The organism is Halolamina pelagica, from assembly GCF_001307315.1.
Lineage (GTDB): Archaea > Halobacteriota > Halobacteria > Halobacteriales > Haloferacaceae > Halolamina > Halolamina pelagica_B.
Map to the genome: position 1 here is coordinate 17,532 of NZ_LGUC01000002.1, position 21,930 is coordinate 39,461.

Genomic DNA, 21,930 nt, shown 5'->3' on the forward strand with positions numbered 1-21,930 from the left:
CGCTGAATCGACGAGACACACACGCCGCTTCAGCCAAGACAAATTTATGTTGATAGGCGCGGAAGCGCCAACGATGGTGCAAAACGGTCCCTCCTCCCTCCACGTGACCGAGACGTGGACGTACGCCCTCATCGGCGGTATCGCCTCCCTCCCGTTCACGGTCGGCTCCTACTGGCTGTCAGGAATGGGCAGTGAGATCTCGCTGAACATGGTGTTCTTCGGTGGCCTCGTGGCTGGCTATCTCGCTAGCGCGGCAGCGACAGAGCCGGACGTGTCTCACGTCGGGTTCCGTGCTGGCGTCATCGGTGGCCTGCCGGGATTGTGGCTCCTGGTCGACTTGTTCGTGGCGGCGATCACGTGGGGGAGTCCGCTTTGGTTCCGTTTCGTTGCGATTCCGCTGTTGGCGGTTGGCTTCACCATAGCGCTACTCGGATTCGCCGGCATCGTGGGGTTTCTCGGCTCGAAAGTCGGTGGCTGGCTAGCGACCAAAACCGGCGGGAAACGCCCGGCAGCCGTTGGCAACTGACGATAAGAGCGAGTGGCCCCTGCGGACGGCCGACGACTGAGACGGCCAGCTCGGGGCTGGACGGGGCCCAAATCTCTCGCAGACGCACACTGGAGGGTCGGCTGCGCTGGCCCTGATCGGCCCAGCCGCGACCCTGGCCACGTTTTCGAGGGTGTCACCGCCGCTCGGACACCAGTACCGGAGCCGTCACCGCCGTTCGTGGCTGAGCACGGTGGCTGACTCGTCGACGGTGACCGACAGCGTCTCGCCGTCGATCTCGAACACGAGAGTCAGTTCCAGCGGGTCACGGCGCTCGACGGCCGCTTCGGGGTCCAGCAACGAGTCGAGTTCCCAGACGTAGGTCTCCCGTCGGTCGATGCCGAGGTCGTGCAGGAACGAGACGACTGCGGGGTGGTCCATCACTACCGCCGACACGTTGAGCCGCGGCGTGGCGCCACACTCCCGACACGTGAATCGAACGTCCAACGCCGATCGGTGGGTGATCGACTCCACCTCGGACTCGACAGTGAGCGTGGCGTCCACGCGGCCGCGACAGAGCGGGCAGAACCCGCGGCTCAGGCGGTCAGCTCGTGTCAGTACGTGTTTGTTAAACACCTCCAGAAAGGCGGACGGATCGGTGCTCGCGACGACGACCGGCGGCACGGACATCTTGATAATCAGCGACGCACACGCCGTACACTCGACGACGACGGCCCCGTCCTCGTACCTCGCCTCTGCGGGGCCGCCACAGTGCATGCAGTTGCCTGCTGGAAGAGGGCCGACGTCGGTCGCTTCGGCGCCGCTGAACCGGCCGGAGACGACGCTTCCGACGGTCTGGCGCCCGGCGTACGTGAGCGTGTAACACTCGCCGTCCTTGGTCACGAACTCGGGGCACAGCTGATCGAGGTGGTAGTTGAACGTGCCCGAGTCCTCGACGCCGACCCGGCCGCGGAGGTCGGAGAAGGATAGGGACCCGGGGCCGGCGTCCCAGAGGGTGTGGAGGATATCCATCCGAATGTCGTTCGCGAGGAGGGCGAACACGTCTGCCGGGCGCTGCCGGACCTGTTGTTCGGGGACATTCCGTCAAGCTTCAAGCGGAGTACCAATCAGTATTCTGGAATCCGACGACGCCAACTGCGGTGGCCCTCCCCGGCACATGTGTGTCGCGTCTGGCGACGGCTTATCCGATCACCAACAGGAACGCGTTCCTGCGAGCCCTTACGGTCCCCGCGGCTGTACGAGTGAACCGGCCCTCGAACCAAGCACACAATTCGGCCCTCCACTCGGTCGATAAGCTCCAGCTGTACGCATAACTCGAGCGCCCGCGAGTGCTGGCGCTCGAACCGCAATCACCACCCCCCAAGCGATGCCAGAGCCAACAGCAGACGACCAACCCGACACTGAACCACGAACCGACGGCGCCGGAGCGAACATCGTCTCCCCGGACGACGAGACGCCGACGTGGGGCGAACGCAAGCGCCGACGCGCCGGGCTGCCCCGGTTGACCTACGAGTACTTCGAGCGCGCTCGCCGTGAGGATCAGGATCTCCGCGAGGAGTCGACGTACGTCGAGCGCGACGTACTCGGCTTCCCGGCCTGGCCGCACGAGCTCGTCCGCAACCTCGCACTGGCGGCGTTTTTCGTCGGCATGCTCCTGTTGCTGGCGGCGACGCTCCCGCCCCACATCGGCAACCCCGCAAACCGGAGTGTGACCCCCTCGGTCATCCTGCCCGACTGGTACCTCTACTGGTCGTTCGGCCTCCTGAAACTCGGGCCGCTGAACCCTGATCTGGCCGCCTTAGGTGGCGAGAAAGTCGTCAGCGACAAAACCTACGGCGTGTTGGCGAACGTCGTCGTCGTCGGGACGGTCGCGATCGTCCCGTTCCTGAACAAGGGAAGCGCCAGACGCCCGGTCGAACAGCCGTTCTGGGCGTCTATCGGCGTTGGTGGCACCGTGTTCGCGTTCACGCTCTCGGTGTACTCCGCGAAGAACCTCGTCCCCATGTCGCCGACGCTGCTGTTCGACCTGACGTTCATCCTTCCACCCATCACTGCAGCGGTCGCCTTCGCGGTCCTCAAGACGATGCGTGAGGGGTACATGTACGACCTCAACCGCCGCTACTACCGGCTGCGGCCACCGAAATAAGCAGTCGGTCCCCCGCGACGACAGTTCCGCGGATGCGACGACGTCACCGAGCGCGGTGGCGTCGACGAGCGGTCGCGTTCGAGGCGTCACGCGAACGAATGGGAGGGAAGCGCGAACGTTCGCGAACAGCTTGGCGGGCTGTGCGAACGTGAGTCCTACCTCCCGAGGTTCGTCGCTATCGCGTTTCGGGATACGACTGCGCGCCACCGTGACTGTTGCGGGCGACGAGTTCGACAGTCGCCGAGAGGTCTTCCTCCCGTCGCTCGCTCGATTCTTCGTAGTAGAGGACGGTCAGATCGAGGCAAGCGCGGAGCAGTTCGTTCGACGCAAACCGGTGGCGATCGGTACTCGGACCGACCGTCGCTGGCGGCTCCGACCGGAGATGGTGCTGGTAGAACAACAGCCCGTCGGGCCCGAGTGCCGCCTTGATGTCACTCAGCCGGTCGAGTACCCGGAAGAAGCTGATCGTCACGAGGTCGTATCGGTCCGCCGGATACTCGAACTCCGTTGCGTCTGCCTGGATCAGATTGATCCGGTCGTCGACGCCACGCGCCGCCGCGGTGGATTCGGTGATACGAAGCCCCTCGATAGATTGATCGACCGCGTCGACCTCGTACCCCTGTTCGGCGAGAAAAACCGCGTTGCGCCCTGTTCCACAGGCGACATCAAGCGCCCGTCCGTCGGCGGTGTCGTCGACGTACGTGCGTAACACCGAGGAGGGCTCCGGGTCGGACGGGTACGCACCAGTGCGAAATCGTTCGTCCCAGGAAGTCATACGGTCACGATGAGGCCCGCTGGCCTTGGTACTGTCTCTCCAGCGTCCTGGCCGGGGCAATAACGGGGTCAGTCTCACCGACGCGAGGCGACGCCGATGCAGTACCCCCCGCCAGCCGCTCAGTGGTGACAAACCCGACGTAGCAGAGTCAGCCCGGAAATCGGCGTCGACACAGGGCGCTCAGGGGCGGAATCGGCGTCGCGACAGGGCCGATACCAATATTTAATATTTGAACCCGCCTGAGTTGCTATATGAGCGTCGTCAGCGTCTCGATGCCCGAAGAGTTGCTCAATCGAATCGACCAGTTCGCGGACGATCACGGCTACACCGGTCGCAGTGAGGTAATCCGGGAGGCGAGTCGGAACCTCCTCGGCGAGTTCGAGGACAAGAAACTCGAAGGTCGGGATCTCATGGGCGTCGTGACAGTGGTGTTCGACTACGAAACGACGAGCGTCGAGGAGAAGATGATGCACCTCCGTCACGAACACGAGGACATCGTCGCGTCGAACTTCCACAGCCACGTCGGCGGCCATCACTGCATGGAACTGTTCGTGCTGGAGGGATCGCTCGAAGATATTTCGACGTTCGTCGGTAAGATCCGAGCGACGAAAGACACCCTCACGGTCGACTACTCCGTGCTCCCGGTGGACGACTTCGGCCCGCTCGCCGATATGGACTAAGCCCGGGTTTCGCTCCTCCCTGCGGCCTCGTCGACGCGAGCAACACTGCCGCGCTCGGACTCCCTCTCCTCGGTTTTCCCCACCCTCAGCAGTCAGCCGTGGACGCGGAGTGCTGCGAGCGGTCGGATCGAGACACTGTACACCGACGGCTGTGTCGACGCGTCCTCCCAAGACACAGGGGTTCACCCGGTTATTATCTAGTTTCTCTGAATAGGGCAAGATTATTATAATCGTACTCTATATTGTTAACACAGAGATGGCACACATACACCTCGGAGAAGGCTCGTTCCCGCTATGGGCACTGATCCTCTGGACGCTGGTCGGTGCCGGACTGATCAGTGCCGTAGTCTACCGCGTCCGGAAAGGGGGGTCGAGACCAACCAGATCGCGCTCGCGGGCATCGGTGCGGCCGCGAGTTTCGCGATCTTCCAGCTGAACATCCCCGTCTGGGGCGGGATCCACATGAACCTCACCGGCCTCGTGGGGATCCTGGCCGGACCACTGCTCGGGGCACTCATCGCTCTGGTCGTGAACATCTTCTCGGCGGCGCTCGGCCACGGGGCGGTCGGCCTGCTCGGCGCGAACACGCTCGTCAACGCGAGCGAAGCCATCGTGGCCTACTACGCGTTCAAGACGCTGATGGGGATGGACTGGGACGTCTTCCCCGCGGGCGCCAGTGCCGCGACGGTCGGCCTCTCGGCGGGCGCGTTCCTGATGGGGGCGATCATCGTCATCAGCGGCGTGAACGGAAGCGCGCTGCCGCGTGGCGACCTGACGATCGCCGTCGCCGGCCTCGTCGGGCTGAACCTCGGCGTCGCCGTCATCGAGGGGCTTCTGACGGGCTTCATCGTGCAGTTCCTGGCCTCCGTGCGACCCGACCTCGTCGGCCTCACCGATCGTGACGCCCACGAGGAGCCCAGCGAGGTGACCGCCTGATGCAGCGCTGGAAGCAGTACGGTGGGCTGACAGCCCTCTTCGCTTCCTTCCTCGCCGCGGGCTACTGGGGGTTCATCGCGACCGGCGGGGCCGTGCCGTGGGCCAAGCGCTCCGCACAGGCACTCCAGCGCGGCGTGCAGGAAGGCAGCGGCGCGCTCGTCGACTTCGGCCGCGGCGTCGTCGTCGCCGGCCCGATCCGCAAGGGCGGGCTGCTGGTCGAGTTCGGGGGGCTCGTCGCCCTGCTCGTCGTGTTCGGCATCGGACTGTACGTCTACGTCGACCGCTACGGCGGCTTCGGGGACGATGACCGCTCGGCTCGATACCCGTGACGGCACTCTCGAATCACGTTCCGGATCCGCGCCTCATCACGGCGTTCGCCGAGCGGCGCGACGGGCCGCTGCACCGCGTCAACCCCTGGACGAAGGTCGGTATCGCCGGCGCGCTCGTCCTCGGGGTGACGGTGTTCGACCGGCTCGCGCTCCTGGCCGCGCTATACGGGGGCGTCCTCGTCGTCTACGGCGTGGCCGGACTGCCGTATCGACGGCTTGCCGGCTGGTACACCCTGCCGCTGCTGTTCCTCGTCTCGGTTGCCGTCCCGTTGGCGTTTCTCGAACCCGGGACGCCGGTCGGAGGGGCGCTCGCGACGCCGGTCGGTGAGCTTTCGGTCACGTGGGCGGGCCTCGTGCTCTTCTTGGAGTTGAGCTGTCGATCGCTCACGGTCGCCACGTTTGCGCTGACGGCGTCGATGACGACCAAGTACACCCACGTCGCGTACATGCTCGGTCGGTTGCTCCCCCGGCCGATCGACCAGATCGCGTTGCTGACGTACCGGTTCACGTTCGTCATGCTCGAGACGCTCGAGGACCTCGTGAAAGCCGCGCTCTCGCGTGGCGCGAACGTCTCGGAGTTCTGGTCGAACAAACGCCTGTACGCCAGGATCCTCGGCATGACGATGCTGTCGGCGATCGAGCAGTCCGAACGGCTCGTCAAGTCCATGGAGGCCAGGGGGTACGACGGCGACATCACGCTGTACGGCGCCGTGTCGCGGCCGCCGGCCCACGAACTGGGCATCGTGGCCGGGAGCTACGTGGCTGTCGTCGGCTACGCGGTGGTCGCGGGCTCCGGGGTGGGGCTGTGAGCCGGGACGACTCGCCGCTGGTCGACCTCCAGTGTGAGGCCCACACCTACCCCGACGGCACGGTCGGCATGCACGACGTCGACTTCTCGGTGTACCGTGACGAAGTCGTCGCCCTCGTCGGCGGCAACGGCGCGGGGAAGTCGACGCTCCTCGAACACCTCAACGCCACGCTCGTGCCCGACGACGGCGAACTCGTCGTCGACGGCAGGCCGATCACCGACGACACCAAAGCACACGCACGGAAAGAAGTCGGGTTCGTCTTCCAGGACGCCGACACGCAACTCGTCGCACCGACGGTCCTCGATGACGTGATGTTCGGCCTCCAGAACTACGGCGTCCCCGGAGACCAAGCGAAAGTGCGCGTCCGTGAGGCGCTCGCTACCGTCGACGCGAGCCACCTCGAAGACCGCATCCCCCACTACCTGAGCGGCGGCGAGAAACGCCTCGTCGGCCTCGCCGGCGTACTCGTTCTCGACCCGAGCGTGGTCGTCCTGGACGAACCGCTCGCGGGGCTCGACCCCGAACGGTCCCAGCTGGTCGCCGACCGGATTCAGCAGGTTCACGAGGAGGGTATCAGCGTCGTCCTCTCGACACACGACCTCGAGTTCGCGGCCGAAGTCGCCGATCGCGTCTGTGTGATGGCCGACGGGAACGTCGTCGGGAGCGGGACGCCCAGCGAGGTGTTCTACGACGACGCGCTGTTGGCACGAGCGAACCTTCACCCGCCGAGTGCCGTTCGGATCGCTCGCGATGCGGGGCTCGCAGCGACGGCCCGACCGGTGACGGAGTCGGACCTCGTGGCGCTCCTGGCTGACGCCGCCGACCCGGACGCCGTGGCGTCGCCCGACGCCAGGGCCCAGGACTGAGAGCCGTTCTCGCAGCCTCCGACGGCACCGCCGGTGGGCTCCCCTTACTCGCCGAACCGGCGCTCTTCGCGCTCGCGGAGTTCGACCCGGCGGGTCTTCCCGGAGGCCGTCTTCGGGAGTTCGTCGACGTACTCGATCCGGCGCGGATACTTGTACGGTGCCGTCTGCTCTTTCATGTAGGTCTGCAGCGTGTCGGTGAGGTCGTCGTCGCCCTCGTAGCCGTCGGCGAGGACGACGTACGCCTTGACGACGTTACCGCGTTCCTCGTGGGGGGAGCCGACGGCGGCAGCCTCGGCGACGGCGTCGTGAGAGACCAGTGCGTCCTCGACCTCGAAGGGGCCGATCCGGTAGCCCGAGGAGATGATGATGTCGTCGGCGCGCCCCTCGAAGAAGAAGTAGCCGTCCTCGTCCTCACGGGCCAGGTCGCCGGTCCGGTAGTAGTCGCCGTCGAAGGTCCGTTCGTCGAGGTGGGGTTTCTCGTAGTAGCTGTCGAACGTGCCCGGACAGTCCACGGGTACCGCGATCTCGCCGATCTCGCCCTGCTCGACTTCCGTTTCCGCCTGCGTGTCGATGATCGTCGTCCCGAGCCCGGGCGTCGGCTTGCCCATCGAGCCTTCCTTCACGTCGATCCCGGGGTAGTTCGTGACGAGTGCGACGGTCTCGGTCTGCCCGTATCCGTCCCGTGGGGTGATGCCGTACGCGTCCTGGATCGCCTCGATCGGCTCGCGGTTCAGGGGCTCGCCGGCCGAGAGCGCCTCGACGAGATCGAGATCGTACTGGGAGAGGTCGGTCTGGGTGAACATCCGGTACTGGGTCGGGACCGCACAGAGCCGGGTCACCCCCTCCTCGGCCATCACCGACAGGAACTCGTCGGCGTCGAACTCGCCCTGATAGAGGAGCTGTCGGGCGCCGGTCGTGAGCCCGACGCCGACGGGCGACCAGAACCACTTCGCCCAGCCGGTTCCGGTGGTGGCCCACAGCAGTTCCTCGTCGAGATCAACGCCGTCCCCTTCGACGCCCGCCGGCTGCTCGCCGTCGGCACTGACACCCCACCAGTAGGGGGCGTTGATCAGCTCGAACGCCCGGAGCCAGCGGTGCCGGTGGAGCACGGGTTTGGGCTGGCCGGTCGTCCCCGAAGTGTAGTTGATGCTCATCGGGTCATCGGCGCCGACTGCGGGCCCGTCGTGGTCGATGTCGGCGCCGTCGATCAGGTCGGCGAACGACTCCCAGCCGTCGGGGGCCCCGTCGAGCGCGATCGTCGTTTCGAGGGGCGTCTCCTCGAGCACCGGATCGACCATATCGACGAGCGACTCGTGGGCGACGACGGTCGTCGCTTCGCAGTCGTTCGCACGGAAGGCGATGTCCTTGGGCTTCAGCATCGCCGAACAGGGGACGAGGAGCGCCCCACGCTTGAGCGCCCCCAGCTGGATCGCGAAGGCGTCGGGGTGGCGCGGGAACAGGTGCATCACGCGGTCGCCGTCGCCGACGCCCAGCGACGCCAACGCGTTCGCAAAGCGGTTCATGTCGTCCCGGATGTCGGCGTACGTCCGCTCGGTTCGCGTGCCCTCCCCGTCGAGGAACGTAACCGCGACGCGGTCCCCGAACGCCTCGGCGTGCTCCTCGATCGTCGACGTGATCGAGTAATCGCTCGGGATGTCCCACTCGAACCCCTCGACAGCAGCCGCGTAGTCAACAGACATACGTGTCAGATGCGACGGTCAACGTGATATAGTTCACGACGACTGCGACGGGGTGCACTGCACCCGCCTCACGGAGTGACACACGGAACCATGCGTTCAGCAGTGGAGTTCCCGGTTGGAACAGTCGCTGCCGACCACCTCCTGCCTGCGAGCGGCCCCAGGGCCGGGTACGCTTATACTGGGTGTCCGTGTAACAACACTATGGAACACGTCGAATACGCGTACACCAACGGGATGGACGACGCCGAAGTCGCCGAGCGATTGCGGACGGCCGAGACCGGAGTGCTCTCCCTCTCGAACGACGGTGACGCGTACGCGGTCCCGCTGGCGCACGTCTACGACGACGGGAGGCTGTACTTCCGCGTCGGGGGGACCGACGACAGCAAGAAACAGACGTTCCTGGAAACGACGGAGACGGCCTGTTACGTGCTGTACGGCACCGAACCGACCGAGGACCCGAACGAACTCGAGTCCTGGAGCGTCATCGTCACCGGCCAGCTGAGCGAGCTCCCCGAGTCGGAACACGGCCGGTTCGATACAGCGGCCATCAACCGCGAGTTCACCCCCATTCGCGTGTTCGACGAGGGGATCGACGAGCTCGACATCTCGATCCTCGAACTCGAGATCGACACGGTCACGGGGCGATCGACGTCGTCTGCGTGACGGTCCCGGGAGATCGGGGACGGGTCATTTTTTCACGCAGGTCGTCCCAATGGTGAACGCACGATGGTCCCCTTGACACGCCGTACCCTCCTCTCCAGCGTCGCCGGAGTGTCTGCCGCGCTCGCTGGCTGTAGCGGGATCGGTGAGAGCGACGGCGGATCGACACGAACAGCACCGCGCGACGACAGCCCGGACGGGCCGATGTCCGGGTCGACGACGGAGCCGGAAACGCTGCTGCTGCGGATGAACGCCGATCGCCCGCCGATCTGGCTCGCAGAGCCCGGCGAGGACGACGGGCGGCCGACAGTCCGCCAGCAAAATCGGTGGCGCAACCACGTCATCGTCGACGAGGCGTCCCGGGCCGACCGGGTCACTGTCGCCGAGGCCGCGGACCGCGAGGCAGTCGACGAGTTCCTCGCGGCGACGGAGTTCGGCGACGAGACCGTCTACATCGAGATGGGTGAAGTCCGAGAGTGCTTCCGGCTCGAACTCTGCCACGTCAGCTGGTCGGCGAGTGAGATCTCGACGGACTACACCCGCAAGACTCGTCCGTACACGGACCACTGCGAGGTCGACGAGTCGGTCATCGAGGCGCGGCTGATCCGGATCCCGAGCCCGCTCGACGACGACGAGGTGAACGGGTTCTCTTCCTCGATCGGCACCGGCGCGTGCGACCGCCACCGGACAACGGTGGACGGGGAGGGCGGCGCCAGTCCGACGATCCCGAGGGAGAACTCGACGGCGACCGAGACGCCCACGGCCGACTCCGGGGGTGAGCAGTGATGGACGAAGATCGATCCACCGCGTCGGCGGGCAGTCGGTTGACCCGACGCGGACTGCTGGCCGCGGCTGGCGCGAGTGCGCTGGCCGGGTGTAGCGGCCTCCCCGAGTTCGGCGAGTCCTCGGAGCCGACGATCCGTGCCTACGACCTGCCGAACATCGATCGCCGGGAGCACCCGGAGCCAGTCGTCCCCGAATCCGTTCCCGTCGACGTTGCGCCGGCGTACTTCGACGCGACCCGGGACAGGGTCACGACGCTCCTCGCGGAGATCCCGACCCCGCTCGGGCCCGAAGAGATCCCGAACGGGTACATCCGTGAACGACTCGTCGACGCCGCGAGCGACGCCGCCGACAGGCTCAGCGAGGCACAGGGCGCGCCGACGCAGTTCGCCGCGCTCACGGCGCTCCATCGGGCGCGTGCCGAAGCCCGGTACGCCGCCGCCGGGTGGGCGGTCGTCGCGGAGGATCGCTCGGCGGAGACGCTCGCGGAAGCGCATCAGCAGGTTGTCGCTGACGCCCAGTCCGCCAGAACCGACCACGAGTACGTCGGCAGCGACCCAGTCCGGGCGGCGCTCGTCCACCACCGGATCGAGAACCTGCTGCAGCGGGCGATCGACAGCGACGAGCCGCGGCGGGAGGACAGTCGGCTGCTCCACGTCGCGGAGTGGGGAGAAACAGTCGAGTCCGCCCGAGCGTACCGCGACGACGCCGATCACCTCGACGAGCAGTTCAGGGCGTCGCTCCCGGCCGACGCGGGGACGGTCGAAGCGACGCTCTCCGGCGCTACCGAGACGCTGTTCGCCGATGTGCACTCCCAGCAGTCGGACGTTCCGCCGGAGCCGACCGCCGAGGACTGGGGCCTGCACGAACTCGTGATCGACGAACTCCGCCAGCGGGTCAAGATCGGGCCGGTTCAGGCTGCGGACGCGGACGGGCCAGCCAGTGGCGTCGTCGAGGCGAACCGACAGCTCACGCGGTTTGCGGCGCTCGATCGGCTGCAAGAGCGCATCGACAGTGGCGAGCTGTCCCGCCCGGAGAGTGCCGCGGCAGTCCGGGAGGTGCGCTCGGCGGCCTACGACGCACTCGAGACCGCACTCGCGGAGAGTGACGCGCCGGAGCTCACGCGAACGGCGATCACGAACGCCGGCTGGCGCGTGGCCCACGCCGACTGGGAGCTGGCCCGGTACGAGGGCGAGTTCCCCGTCTCGCGTCTCGATCGCACGATCGCCGAGTACGCCGTCGGGACGGCGGTCGCACGGGTTGCGCCGGGCGTCGCCGAATCGACGGTCGAGACGCTCGAACGGGCCTGAGCGGCCGGGGCCGACGGCTGACTACTGCCGATCGAGCAGTCGGACGGGGTGTGCGGGCCGGCGTGTGAGCAGCGCGTCGAGCTGTTCGAGACAGGAGGTGCCGCTGGCGACGACGGTGCGGTCGGCGGCGTCGTCCGCCCTGAACTGGTCGGCGAGGCTCTCCCCAACGTCGACGCTGAGCTCGTAGTACTCGGCCTTGTAGCCGAAGCTCCCGGCCATCCCGCAGCACTCCACGTCCGAGGTCGTCACGTCGAAGCCGCAGTCCTCGAGCACCGCCACCGTGTACGGCTCGAGATCGAGCGTCCGCTGCTGGCAGTGGCTGTGGTAGGCGACCCGCTCGTCGTCGCCGTCGGCGAGCGCGTCGACGCTCGCGCCGTTCTCGAGCAGGCCGTAGACGTACTCGAGCAACTCGTAGCTGTGCTCGTTCAGTGCGGTGTAGTCGTCCGTCGGGAGGAGGCGTTCGTACTCCCGGTGGAACATCGCCAGGTCCGACGGCTCGATCACGACGACGTCGTGTCCGGCAGCGACTGCGGGTGCGAGTGCGTCGAAGACGGCTTCGGCGTTCGACCGGGCGGTCGCCACCATCCCCTGTGACAGCGGCGCGCGGCCGCTCTCGCCGGCGGCCGGGACGGTGACCCGGACGTCGAGCGCTTCGAGCACCCGGACCGCGGCTTTCCCGCGTTCGGTGCGGACGTAGTTCGTGTACGCGTCCGGATAGAGCGCGACCTGTCGGCGGGCCGCGTCGCGGCCCACGCGGGGGCCGCGCCGCTCGAACCACTCGACGAGCGTCTCGCGCTCGAACTCGGGGAGCTCACGGCGCCGATCGACGCCCAGCGTTCGCTCCAGCAGCGCCCCGGCGGTGTCGGTTCGGGCGACCCAGTTCGACACCGGCGCGAACGCCGACCCGAGCTTCGCGAGCGCCTCGAAGTTGCCGAACAGCCGCTTCTGGGGGTCGACGCCGCCGGGCTCCGAATCCGGCGTGAGTCCCTCGACGAGGAAGTCGAAGTCGCCGTCGCTCCCGCGGTTGATCCGGTCGCGAACGACGGTGTTGATCCACGGGATGTCGATGTTCACCGGACACTGGTTCACACAGCGGCTGCAGCCCGTACAGAGGTCGTTGAACTCGGCGGCGCTGTCCTGGCCGTGGACGCCGGCCTCCCAACCGGTGGCGATCCCCCGGAGTACGTCTCCCCGCCGAACGCGTGGCCGCCGACGTGCTGGAAGTTCGCACAGGAGTTGGCACACGCCGAGCAGCGGATGCAGTACAGCGTCTCCCGGAGCTGGTCGTCCTCGCGCATCGCCATCCGCCCGTTGTCGATCAGCACGAGGTGGAACTCGCGGTCGTCGCCGGGCTCGAGCCCGTCGTCGCCGAACGTCGGCGAGTCGACCGGCGGCGTCAGCAGCGAGACGTAGGCGGTGATGTCCTGGCCGGTGCCCGAGCGGCCGATGAGTTCCACGAACGGCTGCAGGTCCTCGACGCTCGGCACGAGCTTTTCGACGCCCGCGACCGCGACGTGGGTGTCCGTCGCCTGCACACATTTCCGGGCGTTGCCCTCGCTCGTGACGAGCGCGAGGCTGCCGGTGTCGGCGGTGATGAAGTTCGCCCCCGTCATCCCGACCTCGGCGTCGCGGATCTTCTCGCCGAGGTACTCGCGGGCGAAGCGCGTGAGCTCCTCCGCGGTCGAAAGCGGCTCCTCGGGTTCGAACACCTCGTTGAACAGGGTCGCGATCTCCTCGCGGGACTTGTGGATCGCCGGCGCGACGATGTGGGAGGGCGCCTCGTCGGCGACCTGGAGGACGAACTCCGCGAGGTCGGTCTCCCAGACCTCGGCGCCGCTTCCCTCCAGGGACTCGTTCACGTCGATCTCCTCGCTGGTCATCGACTTCGACTTCACCACGCTCCGGCCGTCGACGACCTCCCGGACGTACCGGTTCGCGTCTTCGGCGTCGTCGGCGACGTAGACGGTGCCGCCGTTGGCCTCGACGGCCGCGGTCACGTCGTCGATCAGTTCGGGGAGCCGCTCGATGGCGTCCTCCTTGATCGCTCGGGCCTCGTCTTTGAGCGCCTCGTAGTCGTCGAGGTCGCCGGTGGACTCGTAGCGCCCCTCGTTGAACACCTGCGTGTTCGCGTGGACGGCGTCGCCCTCGGTGTCGAGCAGGTGGCGGATGCGTTCGGCCTTCCGCCGGCGGTCGGCGCTCATCTACGCGCCCTCCAGCAGCACGACGGTCACGGCCATCGGGCCGTGGGCGCCCTGCACGAGCGCGCCCATGTCCGCGGTGGCGCTCGGTCCTGTGGCGACGATGGACTGTCTGGTGCCGCTTCGCACGTCCGCGGCGAGCCGATCGAACGCCGCGTCCATGTCCGGGAGCACGTCGCTCTCGGCGACGACGGCGACGTGCTCGTCGGCGTAGAGGCTCACCGGCTCCGCGCCCTCGGCGCCGCCCTGGACGACCACCGAGCCGTAGTCGGCGATGCCGTAGCCGGCGGCGGTGACGCCGGTCGCCGCCGCGTCGAGTTGCTCGATCGTCGGGTCGGTCTCGACGGGTTCGGGCAGCGAGACGCCATCGAACGGGAGCGGGGCGCCGACCGCGGGCGCGTCGAGCAGCGGTTCGAGCGTCGACGCGAACTCGCCGGCCGTGGTCCGGACGAGGTCGACGCCGAGATCGTCGAGCGAGGACTCGAAAGTCGCGATATGCGGGGCCGACATTGGTTGCGTCTTTCGGGAACAGGCTCTTGGGTGTTTTCCTCCCTGCAGGCACCGGCGAGGGCCTCTTGGTGGGACCGATCACGTACCTCGTCGAGAAGGGGCTCGTCTACACGGAACGCGACGGGCGGCGAAAACGAGTCGTCCCGTCGGATGCTCGCGCCGTCGAGCTCTATCAGGACCTCGTCCGCCAGCACTCCCACATTGACTTCCCCGAGCTGCTGACCGGCAAGGCACTCGAGGTGCTGTACTACCTTGACCAGCCGCGAACCGTCTCCGAGATCGCCGACCGGAGCGACAACTACCGCAACACGGTCAACCGCATCCTCAAGCGGTTTCGCGATCGTGGGCTTGTCGGGACCGTCGACGGCCACTACGAGTTCAACGCCGACTTCGACCGCCTCCACGAGTTCGCCCGTGAACTCGCACATCATCTACATCGCCAGCGCCTCGAAGCCGTCGCCCCGAAGGGCACGACTCTCTGGGAGGACTACGACGAATTCCTCGCCCAGGCCGAGACGGAGATCGATGCGGCGGCGTTCCACGAAACCGGCCTTGCTCGGTTCGCAGCCTTTGACCTCCAGTTCCTGCTCACCGGCCATCGCTACTACGTCTACTCCGAGGATCTCGACGCAGTCTCGCCGGCGGAGCTCTGCTGTCACACGCTGCTGGTCGATGACGGCAGCCGCCACCGCTCGTACTGTCTCCTCCTACTCAGCCGCGTCGACGTCGACGAGGCGGACCTCCGAGAGCAGGCGGCGAAGTATGGCCTCGAAGACGAAATCGACGCCTTGCTCCGCTACCTCGAGACGCACGGCGAGGTCGACGACGACCGGCTCCCGGAGTGGGACGAGTTTCAGAAACTGGCGGCTGACTACGAGGTACGACTATCCTGAGACCGGACGTTGTCGGCAGCCGTAGCGTCAGCCGGCGTCAGTTCGGGTCGTAGGGGTTCGTTGCTGTATCGAGCCGATAGACATCCTCGATGGCGTCAAAATCGTCGTCAAACGCATACAGGTAGCCGAGCCCCTCGGTTTGCATATACGCGATAATGCAGGCGTCGACGAAGGAGAGCGGTTCGTGTTGGCGAAAGAGGGCCTTCCCGGTCGCGAGGGCGTCGGTGGTGAGTGAATCGATGTGGAAGCGGGCGTTTTCTTCGATTCGATCGAGGAGATCGACGGCTGCGTCGTGGCCGGCGTGGGTCGTGAGGCCGTTGAGCGTTTCCGCGAGGACGTAGTCGAGGACGACTGCCTCCGGGAGCGTTCCATCGTCGATGCCATGGAGCACGGGAAGCGCGGCATCGTGGGATCCATCCCGCCGGTATGCGGCGGCAAAGACGACTGTCGTATCGATGAGTGCCCGCGGCATTTACTCGACGTCGACGTCACCAGAACGCTCAGCGTTCTGGTTGGCAGACGAGAGCCGTCGGCTCTCGTCGACGCCCCAGGCGTCGTGATCGCTCGTGACATCGGTCGGCTCCTCACCAGCGTAGCCGTCGAAGTCGGCGAACGTGCCCGTTTGCTGTTGGATCACGTGGACCCGAATGCTCCCGTCGTCCTCGAGCTGCCAACGGAGCTGATCGCCATCGTCGATATTGAGTTCACGCCGAATCCGGGCGGGGATGTTTGCCTGGTTTCCAGACACCTTGCTTTCGGCGTCAATTCTGTCGCTGCTCATACCTCCCGATATGTGACGGGCCGTGAAAAACTTAGTGTGCCGCCACACTACCCTGTGCCAGAAGAGCGATTCCGACGAAGAGGATGGTGTTCTACCCTGGGGTCGTTGGGAGCCGACCGTCTGGTGGAATTAACCAACGCAAGAGGGAAATCCGGGCAACTGTTGGTTAATCAGTTTAGGGAGCAGGCGTCTCTTCGAGCACGTCGATGAGTTCCTCTGCCGTCCGACTGATACGCCCGAGCCGTTCGCGAACAACCCCAGGATCGTCCGACTCCCACGCAGCGAGGTAGAACGCCGACCCACTGGTGTCGAGCCCGCAGTAGCGCCCGACGACGTACGCGACTGCTTCGGCCTCGACTTCGCGTTTCGCCCGTTCGGTGTCGTCGTCGACGTCGAAGTGGAGCAGGGCGTGCGCGTATTCGTGAATCAGCGTCCGTGCGAGGTCGGCTTCGTTCTCCCGATCACGTATCTCGACGAGCGGCTGCATGTCGAGGAGGCTCAGTTGCTCGCAAATGCCCTTCGCCTCGCCGTGCGTCCACTCGGCCTCCGGAACGATTCGCACCGTCACGCCGAGCTCGTCAGCGGCGTCGGTGAGTCGCGTGACGAGGTCACCAGCCTCCCCGGTCGCTTCCGTGTCGAGGTCGGGAAGTGGCTCGCCCTCGGTCTGGGAGACGTCGAATACCGGGGCAGGCTTGAATCCGACGAGGCCCTCAGACCACGCCTCGGGCGGCGTCTCGTCGTACTCACAGTCGCTGTCCTCGTGGTAGCTCGGCGAGTTTTCACACTCCGGGCACTGCGTGGTGATGATCGGCGCCCAGATCCAGATGGCCAACTCCCCCTCCGTGACGTGGCGGTCGAACTCTTCCTGCCACGTCCGGTAGCCCGCAACCCGGCTCGCCTCGGGACACTGCCGCTTGATGAGGAGCGTGTTCCGATACGAGTAGTCGTGGAAGCGGCTCTGGACGTCCAGCCACTCCTGGAACTCCTCACTAGTCTGCGCGTCGTCGACGCCGGCGACGAGGTCGTCGATCCACTGTTCGATCGTACTGTTCATCTCGTCGGATCGTGTGTCGGTCTGGTCGAAGGAGACCGACGAGTCTCTGGTCGTAGACATCGTGATCACCGAATCAAGGTCACGGCGACTGCGTCTGTTCAGACCGCGCCGCACCCCTCAGGGGCGTTCAAAAAACCGAGTCTGTCAGTCAGCGGATTTCGTGGCGTTCGTCGGCGAAGCCGACCGTAACGAGGTACTCGAGGAACTCGTCGAACTGCTCAACGTCGCTGGGCGTGTCGGTCGCAAGGTGACGTGTCCACTCGATGGCCCACTGGAAGGCGGGATCTGTCCCGCCCTTGCCGTGTAGATACCACCACCGGGCCGCTTTGAGAACCACTATGGGATTCGTCGGCGGCTGCTCACCGGCGAGCCCACGGGTGATGGACTCGATTTCGTCGGGGACATCGGCGGGATCGATCTCCGCTGATTGCGTGTTGTCGATATCGACCGGGATATCGTCGATTGAGACGTTGTCGGGACTCTGTTGTTGACTCACTGGAAGTCACCTCTGAGAGCTTTCGAAGGAGCCCTCGCCCTCTCTGGGGGCACGAAAAACAGATCGCGAAGTCACGCTGGCGGGAGGTAGACGCTCTGCTCACCGGCGATACATCTTGAGCAGCTCATTGTGATCTGATCAATATTTGTTAAATTTCAACAACTTTGCTGTATACAGAGGCCGTACTCAGCATCCGCTTTTGAAAACCATTCTGGAATTAAGATGTGTCCGTATGGAGACAGCGAGACGGTCTTCGGAGGACCGCATTCAACTTCTGGGGATGGTATCTTTCAGAAGGACTCGTTATTGTCCATCCAAGGCCAGACGGACGAAGTCCTGGAATTCGGCAGTTCGCATGGCGCGCAACGTCACCCCGAAGTGGCCACAATCCCATTCAAGTCGATTCTCCTGTGGGACATTCCACTTGTCGAGGGTTTCCCGTAACGTTTCGTACTTCGTCATATCGTCGATTAATCCACCAACCGGATAGATCTCATCGGAGGCAATCCCTGACGTTGAGGGCGCAGTGAGCACATTGTCGAGGTTGGCCATCTTCCCCCTGTCCCACCCGGCTCGGAGCAGTGCATCCGTCACACCGAGAATCTCTGTCAGCGAACTCTCGAACAATAATTCCGAGACATCTGCGGAGGCTGCCACAGGGAGTGCAAAGTCGGGCTGCATCAGTTCGGGCCACGTGTCTGCGTGACCCGCCACGAACATCGCCACGATTCCGCCCATGCTAATGCCGCCAACCCCAACACGGGAAGCGTTGTGGTCGCGGGCCCACCTCGTCAACAGGGCGATTTCTTTGGTCTGCGCTTCGTACAGTTCAACCGCACTTACTGGCATTCTGGCGAGATACGGCTCGCCAGTGTAGAACCCAGTTTGCTCACGACGCCCGTGCCAAGGCGGAATCGGGAGGATAACCCGATATCCCTGCGGAGCCAATTGACGGCCCACGTATTCCTCTTCGGTCCAGTATTCCATGACGTCACACGCCATCGCTAGCCCGGTTCCGAAGATGATGGTCGGAAGTGGCTCGTCTCCTGGGGCGTCCCAAGGCTCGTATACGCGCGCGTAAGCCTCGTCGTCGATGAAATTCGACGGTGAAGGAAACCGAAGAAGATATTCCCTTGTTCCAGGGCCTTGCATGGTCTCCGACACCTGAATATCGGGACTCGACTCAGGCGGCCCGTACACGGTCTCGGGGACAGCTCGCTCCATTCCTCGACGGTTGACGAAGGATCTGGTATTGCGAAGTCAACGATATCGACCCATTTGGTCTTGCTGAGGAATTTGAACGGCTTCTGCGGGGAGACCCAGTCGCCACCTGCGTCCCGCCGCTTCGTTTCGAGTTCGTTTCGTTCTTCGATGGTAGACACCTGGCCATTCCAGAAGAGCTGATTCCATTCATCCGAAAGGCGTTCGAATCGATTTCGGGCCTGTTGGTGGCTGGTTAACGCATGTTCGATCGATTCCAGTAGGTCTTCGTCCACGGTGTCTGGCGCGTCGAGTTCCTGCAGGAATTGTTCTACGTCTGTTCCTGCGACGTCTGCTGCAGCCCGAGCTCGTAGGACTGTGAACTCTCGATCTACAGACGCGATCTTGAATCGTTCGAACAGACGTGAGTGGAAAAGACGCCCAACCGGTGACGCGATCACTTTGTGAATCCGAGGGGTCTGAAGTTGATTGTTCATACTACCCGATTCGACAGGCCACTATATGAATATTTCTGCCTATCTATTCATATAGGTTGCAAGAGACCGACGAACCTCGGTCTTGAGGACGGACATCCGGCTTCAAAGACGAAATTTTATATGAATAGGAACGTATTACAATTCATCTAGTAGAGTGTGAATCGCTATCGTGGGTTCTGCCTGTGATGGCGATTCCCACCTCATGAGGGACGAGCAATGCCAAGATTTACTGACGAACGGCGAGAGGAAGTCAGAGAATCGTTACTTCAAGCGGGACGTGAACTCTTCGAGAAACATGGATTGGAGGGAACGTCCATTGCAGAATTGACCGATGATGCTGACATCGCCACTGGAACGTTTTATTCGTTTTTCGAATCGAAAGAGGGGTTGCTCGCAAGGATTCTCCAGCATGAAGCAGAAGCGGTCTACGTGGAACTCCAGGAGACGCTTCGTCATCATGAAGACGACCCCGCAACAGGGCTCCGAGAGTTCCTAGATATTGCCAGCGACTCTCTCGTATCGAATCCACTGTTTCGTGGAACGATAGCACGTGATGAACGTGAACGCCTTCGAGACGAACTTGATGAGGAGACACTCCACTCGACGCGACTAGAAAAGCTATCGGTGCTGATTCCACAACTCAAGGATTGGCAGCGACGTGGACTAATCATCCAGGAAGACGCGGAAATTATTGCATTGGCCCTGATCTACGTGTCTTATCTTCCGCTCCATCGAGACGAATTCAGAAAAGGCCAGTATACGATGGTCCGCGATTTTCTCTTCGATTTGGTGGTCTCAAGTATCGTAATCGAATAGTCGAACCTACACCGTCCGCGAAAACGACGTATCGTCGGGCGTTGTACGCATTCTCAACAGTACTCAGCTGATTAGCGAATCAGTCAGTAGCGGACCAGACGATTCTACTCATACGCGCTGTGTATTCAGCACGCGACTGCTGTCAGTTACTAATAATATCACGAGCGACTGGCCCGAATCTGTGTTCGTCTGATCACCCAACTACTGGCTGAACTGGCATTCGTTCGAGACGCCGATGACAAGGAATACAGAGTGTCAGTAGATTGCTCGGAATATCTGCATCGTCGACTGACCGATCTGGATCGTTGTAGAACCGACGTCGTGGAATCCGGTGATGTACCGGGAGATCACGGCCGAATTTCTCGCGGTGAGCTTCGCGGCCCATACCGCAGCGCAGACAGGACTCGTTGTCCCGGGTGATGATTTCCTCACGAATCTGTGGCCAGTTCGAGCCGAACGGCACTGTCTCGGTATTTGACTGACGGTACTTTTCCAGATAGTCCGGATCGGCCGCCTGTAGGGCTGTTCGCCATGATCCGAATACGCGCTGATACGGCTGGGTCGTGAATTTCCCGTGTTCAAGCATCTCACTCGTTGTCGGCGGGTGGCCCAACTCGTCTGCGAGTTCTCGCAACTCTGTCAACAAATCCTCCTGCGGAATTCGCCACCGCTCGTTCGGCTCGAAGCCAGCGGCTGTCAGGGCTTCGTTCCAGGAACCGAACCGCTTTTGATAGATCGACCCGCTCCATTTTCCCTGATCCCGCATCTCACTCTTACGGGGAACGTGTCCCAACTCTTCGTTGAGCCTTTTGAGTTCGGCTATCAGATCTTCCTCGCTCACACCCCACGCAGAGTGGACTCCCAGTCCAGCTTGCTCAAGAGCTCGATTCCACGTTCCGAATACTCGCTTGTATGGGCCCGCTGTGTATGGACCATTCTGGTCCATCTCATCCGATGTCGGTGCTCTACCCAGATCCTCAGAAAACTTCTGTAGAGCAGTAATAAGCGTCTCTTCGGAGAGGTTGATTTCAACGTTCGGTTCAAAACCAGCCGCCTGTAGCGCCGAATTCCACCCCCTGAACCGCTTGTAGTATGTTTTCACCGAATACTCCCCGTGCTGTCTGTAGGTTCGCTCTGATGGAGCCTCCCCGACAATTTCGGCAACCGCCTTGAGGTCCGCAAGGAGATCCTCCTTTGGGGTCGGTGGTCGCCCATCCGGTTCGTTTGTGCCCGTCTCCAGTCCTGCAGTCTTGAGTGTTTCATTCCACGACCCGAACCGGGCAGCGTAGGTTGCTGCAGCATGAGGTCCAGAGTCGTTCATCTCATTCTGAGACGGAGGTCGTCCGAGTTCCGCAGCGAACTCCTGGAGGCGGTTGAGGAGTTCTTCGTCTGAGTACAGCTTCTTGCCCATAATTAGCGATGTGAATGAATCACTCAGTTTGGTCCCGGCTTGGTATTTGAATGTTTGTCCCGGCGTCTGTTCCCTGTCGATCTATCGCAGGCGTCTATAACCACTGAACTCGCGAGGCCGCTGCTGGCTGCCCCGCACCCTTTCAGGGGCCCGAAAAACCGAGGCACAGCCTGTTAACCAACAAAAGGGGGACCTACGCAGGGTGTGTTGGTTAAGAATAGAGCTTACTCTTCGTCCTCACGCAGCTCTTCAGCCTTCCACTTGAGCCGGCGCAGAATTTGCGTTCGATTCTGGTGGGCGTTCTCGTAGGCAACGCACTCCTGGAGGGTTTCCATATCCGGAATCGTCGCGATCCCTGCCTTGATCAGACGCGTGTTCGGTGCCTCAAGCCGCTTTTCAGGCGGAAATTCGTCTGACGCCTCTGAGTCGTCTGTAGAAGTACCCATAACGGATGCCTCCACCTATCGAGGGCACGAGCAACAGCAGAGAATTGAAGCAGTAGATCTTGGGAAGGTGCACCCACTGCGAATGAGACCATCAAAATAGAGGCCTTCACGACAGGATTCGAGCTGTCT

Annotated in this window: 20 protein-coding genes and 4 pseudogenes; 12 read left to right on the forward strand and 12 right to left on the reverse strand. The window is 63.8% G+C overall.

The window, feature by feature from the left end:
- Positions 1–73 precede the first annotated feature (73 nt).
- Positions 74–526: a DUF5518 domain-containing protein gene (locus SY89_RS13720; RefSeq protein ID WP_054584754.1), complete on the forward strand. Its 453-nt coding sequence runs from the start codon at positions 74–76 to the stop codon at positions 524–526.
- A 186-nt stretch (positions 527–712) separates the two neighbouring features.
- On the opposite strand, the gene SY89_RS13725 is transcribed toward SY89_RS13720, so the two are convergent.
- Entirely contained in the window at positions 713–1,546 is an 834-nt protein-coding gene (locus tag SY89_RS13725) for a winged helix-turn-helix domain-containing protein (protein ID WP_054584755.1), read from the reverse strand.
- 325 nt (positions 1,547–1,871) lie between these two features.
- On the opposite strand from SY89_RS13725, the gene SY89_RS13730 reads away from it, so the two are divergent.
- Positions 1,872–2,651, forward strand: a complete 780-nt coding sequence (locus tag SY89_RS13730) for a cytochrome b family protein (protein WP_054584756.1) — start codon at positions 1,872–1,874, stop codon at positions 2,649–2,651.
- A gap of 175 nt (positions 2,652–2,826) precedes the next feature.
- Here SY89_RS13730 and SY89_RS13735 read toward each other — a convergent pair whose 3' ends face one another.
- The gene (locus tag SY89_RS13735; RefSeq protein ID WP_054584757.1) at positions 2,827–3,426 is read right to left on the reverse strand and encodes a class I SAM-dependent methyltransferase; all 600 of its coding nucleotides are present in this window, start codon (positions 3,424–3,426) and stop codon (positions 2,827–2,829) included.
- Between the two features lie 251 nt (positions 3,427–3,677).
- On the opposite strand from SY89_RS13735, the gene nikR reads away from it, so the two are divergent.
- The 5 genes and pseudogenes from nikR (at position 3,678) to SY89_RS13760 (ending at position 7,046) form a co-directional block, all read left to right on the forward strand.
- The gene (gene nikR / locus SY89_RS13740; protein WP_054584758.1) at positions 3,678–4,106 is read left to right on the forward strand and encodes a nickel-responsive transcriptional regulator NikR; all 429 of its coding nucleotides are present in this window, start codon (positions 3,678–3,680) and stop codon (positions 4,104–4,106) included.
- Between the two features lie 256 nt (positions 4,107–4,362).
- Positions 4,363–5,042 (forward strand): annotated as a pseudogene (locus tag SY89_RS13745) (energy-coupling factor ABC transporter permease).
- Positions 5,042–5,371, forward strand: a complete 330-nt coding sequence (locus tag SY89_RS13750; protein ID WP_054584759.1) for a hypothetical protein — start codon at positions 5,042–5,044, stop codon at positions 5,369–5,371. Before SY89_RS13745 ends, SY89_RS13750 begins: the two are co-directional and overlap by 1 nt.
- Positions 5,368–6,180 carry an energy-coupling factor transporter transmembrane component T family protein gene (locus tag SY89_RS13755; RefSeq protein WP_054584760.1) on the forward strand — a complete coding sequence of 271 codons (813 nt, stop codon included), beginning with the start codon at positions 5,368–5,370 and terminating at the stop codon, positions 6,178–6,180. The genes SY89_RS13750 and SY89_RS13755 overlap by 4 nt, the downstream gene beginning before the upstream one ends.
- Before the next feature lie 68 nt (positions 6,181–6,248).
- Positions 6,249–7,046, forward strand: coding sequence for an ATP-binding cassette domain-containing protein (locus SY89_RS13760; protein ID WP_204374481.1), 798 nt, complete (start codon positions 6,249–6,251; stop codon positions 7,044–7,046).
- 44 nt (positions 7,047–7,090) lie between these two features.
- Here SY89_RS13760 and SY89_RS13765 read toward each other — a convergent pair whose 3' ends face one another.
- On the reverse strand, positions 7,091–8,746 hold the full coding sequence (locus SY89_RS13765; RefSeq protein WP_054584762.1) for an acyl-CoA synthetase: 1,656 nt from the start codon (positions 8,744–8,746) through the stop codon (positions 7,091–7,093).
- 201 nt (positions 8,747–8,947) lie between these two features.
- Between SY89_RS13765 and SY89_RS13770 the strand changes: the two genes are divergently transcribed.
- The 3 genes from SY89_RS13770 to SY89_RS13780 all read left to right on the forward strand — a co-directional run bounded on the left by SY89_RS13770 (position 8,948) and on the right by SY89_RS13780 (position 11,499).
- Positions 8,948–9,409, forward strand: coding sequence for a pyridoxamine 5'-phosphate oxidase family protein (locus SY89_RS13770; RefSeq protein WP_054584763.1), 462 nt, complete (start codon positions 8,948–8,950; stop codon positions 9,407–9,409).
- A gap of 108 nt (positions 9,410–9,517) precedes the next feature.
- Positions 9,518–10,192 carry a hypothetical protein gene (locus tag SY89_RS13775; protein WP_144427258.1) on the forward strand — a complete coding sequence of 225 codons (675 nt, stop codon included), beginning with the start codon at positions 9,518–9,520 and terminating at the stop codon, positions 10,190–10,192.
- A complete protein-coding gene (locus SY89_RS13780) occupies positions 10,192–11,499 on the forward strand; it encodes a hypothetical protein (protein WP_189319197.1) in 1,308 nt (435 codons plus the stop codon). Before SY89_RS13775 ends, SY89_RS13780 begins: the two co-directional genes overlap by 1 nt.
- 21 nt (positions 11,500–11,520) lie before the next feature.
- Here SY89_RS13780 and SY89_RS13785 read toward each other — a convergent pair.
- Positions 11,521–13,700: pseudogene (locus SY89_RS13785) on the reverse strand (LUD domain-containing protein).
- Positions 13,701–14,207 carry a LutC/YkgG family protein gene (locus SY89_RS13790; protein WP_054584765.1) on the reverse strand — a complete coding sequence of 169 codons (507 nt, stop codon included), beginning with the start codon at positions 14,205–14,207 and terminating at the stop codon, positions 13,701–13,703. It lies immediately after the preceding pseudogene.
- Between the two features lie 83 nt (positions 14,208–14,290).
- Here SY89_RS13790 and SY89_RS13795 point away from each other — a divergent pair.
- A pseudogene (locus SY89_RS13795) lies at positions 14,291–15,100 on the forward strand (transcriptional regulator TrmB); the annotation flags it as partial.
- Between the two features lie 37 nt (positions 15,101–15,137).
- Here the strand turns inward: SY89_RS13795 and SY89_RS13800 are convergent.
- From SY89_RS13800 to SY89_RS13820, 5 genes and pseudogenes are all read right to left on the reverse strand, one after another.
- Positions 15,138–15,572 carry a PIN domain-containing protein gene (locus tag SY89_RS13800; protein WP_054584767.1) on the reverse strand — a complete coding sequence of 145 codons (435 nt, stop codon included), beginning with the start codon at positions 15,570–15,572 and terminating at the stop codon, positions 15,138–15,140.
- Positions 15,573–15,638: 66 nt separating this feature from the next.
- Positions 15,639–15,881, reverse strand: a pseudogene (locus SY89_RS13805) (AbrB/MazE/SpoVT family DNA-binding domain-containing protein); the annotation flags it as partial.
- Between the two features lie 175 nt (positions 15,882–16,056).
- Positions 16,057–16,995, reverse strand: a complete 939-nt coding sequence (locus tag SY89_RS13810) for a M78 family metallopeptidase domain-containing protein (protein ID WP_054585018.1) — start codon at positions 16,993–16,995, stop codon at positions 16,057–16,059.
- 88 nt (positions 16,996–17,083) lie between these two features.
- The gene (locus SY89_RS13815; protein WP_054584768.1) at positions 17,084–17,431 is read right to left on the reverse strand and encodes a hypothetical protein; all 348 of its coding nucleotides are present in this window, start codon (positions 17,429–17,431) and stop codon (positions 17,084–17,086) included.
- A 303-nt stretch (positions 17,432–17,734) separates the two neighbouring features.
- The gene (locus SY89_RS13820) at positions 17,735–18,655 is read right to left on the reverse strand and encodes an alpha/beta hydrolase family protein (RefSeq protein WP_054584769.1); all 921 of its coding nucleotides are present in this window, start codon (positions 18,653–18,655) and stop codon (positions 17,735–17,737) included.
- A 689-nt stretch (positions 18,656–19,344) separates the two neighbouring features.
- Here SY89_RS13820 and SY89_RS16165 point away from each other — a divergent pair.
- Positions 19,345–19,944: a TetR/AcrR family transcriptional regulator gene (locus SY89_RS16165; RefSeq protein WP_080506751.1), complete on the forward strand. Its 600-nt coding sequence runs from the start codon at positions 19,345–19,347 to the stop codon at positions 19,942–19,944.
- Between the two features lie 193 nt (positions 19,945–20,137).
- On the opposite strand, the gene SY89_RS16770 is transcribed toward SY89_RS16165, so the two are convergent.
- Together SY89_RS16770 and SY89_RS13835 are read right to left on the reverse strand one after the other, a co-directional pair.
- Positions 20,138–21,355, reverse strand: coding sequence for a homing endonuclease associated repeat-containing protein (locus SY89_RS16770; protein WP_144427259.1), 1,218 nt, complete (start codon positions 21,353–21,355; stop codon positions 20,138–20,140).
- Between the two features lie 224 nt (positions 21,356–21,579).
- Positions 21,580–21,801: a hypothetical protein gene (locus tag SY89_RS13835; protein WP_054584772.1), complete on the reverse strand. Its 222-nt coding sequence runs from the start codon at positions 21,799–21,801 to the stop codon at positions 21,580–21,582.
- Between the last annotated feature and the right edge of the window lie 129 nt (positions 21,802–21,930).

Coding starts and splice junctions, on each gene's coding strand:
- nikR (WP_054584758.1), top strand. CDS start 3,678: ATGAGCGTCGTCAGCGTCTCGATGCCCGAAGAGTTGCTCAATCGAATC.
- SY89_RS13800 (WP_054584767.1), bottom strand. CDS start 15,572: ATGCCGCGGGCACTCATCGATACGACAGTCGTCTTTGCCGCCGCATAC.
- SY89_RS13760 (WP_204374481.1), top strand. CDS start 6,249: ATGCACGACGTCGACTTCTCGGTGTACCGTGACGAAGTCGTCGCCCTC.
- SY89_RS16770 (WP_144427259.1), bottom strand. CDS start 21,355: ATGGGCAAGAAGCTGTACTCAGACGAAGAACTCCTCAACCGCCTCCAG.
- SY89_RS13730 (WP_054584756.1), top strand. CDS start 1,872: ATGCCAGAGCCAACAGCAGACGACCAACCCGACACTGAACCACGAACC.
- SY89_RS13780 (WP_189319197.1), top strand. CDS start 10,192: ATGGACGAAGATCGATCCACCGCGTCGGCGGGCAGTCGGTTGACCCGA.
- SY89_RS13765 (WP_054584762.1), bottom strand. CDS start 8,746: ATGTCTGTTGACTACGCGGCTGCTGTCGAGGGGTTCGAGTGGGACATC.
- SY89_RS13735 (WP_054584757.1), bottom strand. CDS start 3,426: ATGACTTCCTGGGACGAACGATTTCGCACTGGTGCGTACCCGTCCGAC.
- SY89_RS13720 (WP_054584754.1), top strand. CDS start 74: ATGGTGCAAAACGGTCCCTCCTCCCTCCACGTGACCGAGACGTGGACG.
- SY89_RS16165 (WP_080506751.1), top strand. CDS start 19,345: ATGCCAAGATTTACTGACGAACGGCGAGAGGAAGTCAGAGAATCGTTA.
- SY89_RS13750 (WP_054584759.1), top strand. CDS start 5,042: ATGCAGCGCTGGAAGCAGTACGGTGGGCTGACAGCCCTCTTCGCTTCC.
- SY89_RS13835 (WP_054584772.1), bottom strand. CDS start 21,801: ATGGGTACTTCTACAGACGACTCAGAGGCGTCAGACGAATTTCCGCCT.
- SY89_RS13770 (WP_054584763.1), top strand. CDS start 8,948: ATGGAACACGTCGAATACGCGTACACCAACGGGATGGACGACGCCGAA.
- SY89_RS13790 (WP_054584765.1), bottom strand. CDS start 14,207: ATGTCGGCCCCGCATATCGCGACTTTCGAGTCCTCGCTCGACGATCTC.
- SY89_RS13810 (WP_054585018.1), bottom strand. CDS start 16,995: ATGTCTACGACCAGAGACTCGTCGGTCTCCTTCGACCAGACCGACACA.
- SY89_RS13820 (WP_054584769.1), bottom strand. CDS start 18,655: ATGGAGCGAGCTGTCCCCGAGACCGTGTACGGGCCGCCTGAGTCGAGT.